General features: G+C 37.5%; 3 protein-coding genes and 2 pseudogenes. 3 read left to right on the top strand and 2 right to left on the bottom strand.

Going from position 1 to position 3167, the window contains the following annotated elements; translation table 11 throughout:
- Window positions 1-211 precede the first annotated feature (211 nt).
- Window positions 212-649 carry an NUDIX hydrolase gene (locus IQ229_RS20450; RefSeq protein WP_194046880.1) on the top strand — a complete coding sequence of 146 codons (438 nt, stop codon included), beginning with the start codon at window positions 212-214 and terminating at the stop codon, window positions 647-649.
- A gap of 236 nt (window positions 650-885) precedes the next feature.
- Window positions 886-1365: a helix-turn-helix domain-containing protein gene (locus IQ229_RS20445; protein ID WP_194046878.1), complete on the top strand. Its 480-nt coding sequence runs from the start codon at window positions 886-888 to the stop codon at window positions 1363-1365.
- 254 nt (window positions 1366-1619) lie between these two features.
- Here the strand turns inward: IQ229_RS20445 and IQ229_RS24265 are convergent.
- Window positions 1620-1859, bottom strand: a pseudogene (locus IQ229_RS24265) (IS4 family transposase); the annotation flags it as partial.
- Window positions 1860-2320: 461 nt separating this feature from the next.
- Here IQ229_RS24265 and IQ229_RS20440 point away from each other — a divergent pair.
- Window positions 2321-2629 (top strand): annotated as a pseudogene (locus tag IQ229_RS20440) (NF041680 family putative transposase); the annotation flags it as partial.
- Between the two features lie 278 nt (window positions 2630-2907).
- Here IQ229_RS20440 and IQ229_RS20435 read toward each other — a convergent pair.
- The coding region (locus IQ229_RS20435; RefSeq protein ID WP_265583003.1) for a sensor histidine kinase at window positions 2908-3167 on the bottom strand (260 nt) is incomplete at its 5' end.

Raw genomic sequence — 3167 nt, 5'->3', positions numbered from 1 at the left:
GATAATAATAGTGTAACTGCGGCATTAAAACCATCATCACCCGCGCCAACACTGATGCTGGAAATTTTTTGAATAATTAACTCTTATAAGTAAAAATCTGTTTTTAACCTTTTCATAACTTAAGATTAACCAAAATTTATCCGGTATCAGCTCTAGAATTTCTGAAGTAAACATTGTACAAAAAAGCTAGGACGTACAGGATGTAAATTACATGAGTCGAAAAGCCAGCAAAGTGTTTATACAGTCTGGGGTAATTCCTTACAGAGTGAACAATGGTAAAGTTGAAATCTTACTAATTACAACTCGTGACTTTCAACACTGGGTGATTCCGAAAGGAGATATTCCTAATGGCATGAGTCCGCCTGCTTCAGCAGCCAAAGAGGCGTGGGAAGAAGCAGGGATAATTGGGCAAGTAGATGCAAATGAAGTAGGAACTTACAAGTACCGCAAACAAGGAAAAATTTACTGCGTCAAGATGTATTTACTATCAGTCGAGATGCTGAGTGAAGATTATCCAGAAGCAAGTAAAAGAAAACGGCAGTGGGTAGAAGTGAATAAAGCTATCAGGCGGGTTAAGTTTAATTCACTCAAACGAATCCTTAAAGGTTTTTTACAGGTCAAATCTCAATTTTGTTCATTACGATGTTAATTAGTGGACAGAATAAATCAAACTATATTATGCAATCTAAAATCAATTGAAGGTTTGTAGTCAACCACTCCAAGCTTTACTACAAAACTTTGTTTATTCACGCCCACTTACTTAAATCTATAGTAAAGCTATCAAAGTTTTTATATCGGCAATTCCATCAGCCTGCAATTTCTTATACCAATTTAATATGAAGCTGCATATAATAGAGAAAACAAACTCGATAAATTAAAAGAACCATGAGCCGCCCTTTTGAGATTGAAATCGCAGAGAGCGAAGAAGAACTTAAAAAACGTCTACAAACAGCTAATTTAGGGAACCAGAAAGAAAAACTTATTATGCTGTGGTGGATAAAAAGCGGGCAGGCCAAGGAGCAGCAAGATATTGGAAAACGCTTGGCTAAAGATACATCAACGGTGACAAGGTGGTTACAAAAATATAGATCGGGTGGGCTAGATGAATTATTGAAAATAAAAAAAGCTCCGGGAGCAAAACGGAAAATTCCTGAAGGAGCGATGGCGGCACTTGAGGAGGAGTTAAAAACAGGAAAAGGCTTTAGTAGCTATGGTGCAATAGTAGAGTGGTTAAAGCAAGAGCAGGGGCTTGATATCGAGTATGCAACGGTTTATGCCTGGGTTCGATATCGATTAGGGGCAAAACTAAAAGTACCACGTCCTCAAAGCCATAAGCAGGATGAATTATTCAATTGTAAAAGTTAAATAAGGTAAGACTTAAATAAATAGATAGAGTTTCATTCAAAACCGTCGTTTTTAAAGATGATTTAGTCATTAGTCGCTGTCGTAAATTTACTATGAATGCTAAACAGTTTATAGTAAATTTACTTAATTTTTGCTCAGTAAAACAAGACCAAAGCCTTTTATATAAAGTTGACAGACACATTAACCGTTCTAAAGTTTTCTTATATAGCCGCATTTATGAAGTATTTGAAATACATACATAAAGTACATCGAATAGCTTTCAAAATCCGAAATTGAAGGGGATTAACAATCTCAATGGCGAGGGCGAAAGGCTGGGTGCGGTGTAGGTAAGTTAATTGCAAAAGCTCAACAGCAATCACACTCAAGAAACCAATTAAAGCTTTTATCCCGTCAGCAGCAAGTCTGTATCTTTCCACTTTACACCCCGACTTGAGAATTTTGTAATATTCCTCTACATGCCAACGATAAGAATACCAATGTAAAATCCTCTGCGATCGCCTAAATCACGGGGTGCAAAATTTTTCTCCCACCAATCCAGCATTGCTTGTCACCTTTAATACCCGATTTTCATTACTTTATTATATATACTGTGCTGTTTCTTAAATCCTTTGTTGATAAGACTTTCAATATTTAATGGGAAAACTGGAGTTTAGACTAAAAGCGATATGAGAGAACGTAAACCAAATGGAATTAGAGGTTAAAAATATTATCTTGTTAGCCTCAAAGCATCCACGACCTTGAACAATTATTGTGTAGTATGCTTGTTGATAAATAATACAATAATGATAATTAGCAAGAAAAAAGGGGTGTCTGATTGAATACAGTCCCCCTTTTGGCGGAAGGTGAGAAAGAACTACCATTACTCACCTACCAAGATGAAAAATGCCAGACTTGAAGAGTTTCGTCAAGTAGCCTACAAATATTTAGGTAGAGCCAAAGACGCAACTTTTGAAGTACTCCTAAGCAGTGTGAGCGCTGGAGTGACCTAATGCCTCTGATGACTTGGGAATTGTGGTTAGCCCGTGATATTGTGACTGATAATCCTCTACCTTGGCAGAAGTCTCAAGGTAATTTGACCCCTGGAAGAGTTGCTCAAGCTATGGGTGGAGTTTTCGCGGCCATTGGTACTCCAGCCCTTCCACCCAAACCTCGCGGAAAGTCCCCTGGTTGGGAAGCAGGAAAAAAGCGTCACCGTAAAAACCGATGCCCGATTGTTAAAAAAACAGTAACACGACCACGTAAAGAAGCATCTGTTGCTGTTTAATACCTTAGATTATTCATACTTTTGCTAAGTCTCTGATTAACTCAGCCCTGCTGGGTCATTTTGTATGGCTTAGTCTAAACTCCAGTAAATACTCATCTTTGCATAATCTTCACATTATTGGTTGAGAAATGTATACACAAGTACTTCTTCTTGTGTTTAGGCAATCAGGACTTACGCAACTAGCACAGTCAAGGAAAAACTAGTACAAAAATGCTATAAAGGATCAGTAGGCTTCTTTGAGAAGTCATGAATCTGCGGCTACAACTCTCAAAAATTCCTTATTCTCCCAAAATCGGAATAGAAATTATAAATTGTGTTCCTTGTCCCAAGACTGATTCACAAATCAAATTTCCACCATGATTTTCAACTACAATCTGCCGACTAATAGATAATCCTAATCCCGTACCTTTTCCTACGCATTTGGTAGTAAACAAATTTTCAAAAATGCATTTTTTAACTGCTTCAGGCATTCCTTTAGCATTATCTTGAATCTTAATTACCACCCTGTCTCTTATACACAGCTGACGCTGCCGACGCA

The sequence above is a fragment of the Nostoc cf. edaphicum LEGE 07299 genome, assembly GCF_015207245.1.
In the GTDB taxonomy this organism is placed as follows: domain Bacteria; phylum Cyanobacteriota; class Cyanobacteriia; order Cyanobacteriales; family Nostocaceae; genus Nostoc; species Nostoc edaphicum_B.
Note: the sequence above shows the minus strand (reverse complement) of the source record. Positions and strands in the feature narration are given on the sequence as shown.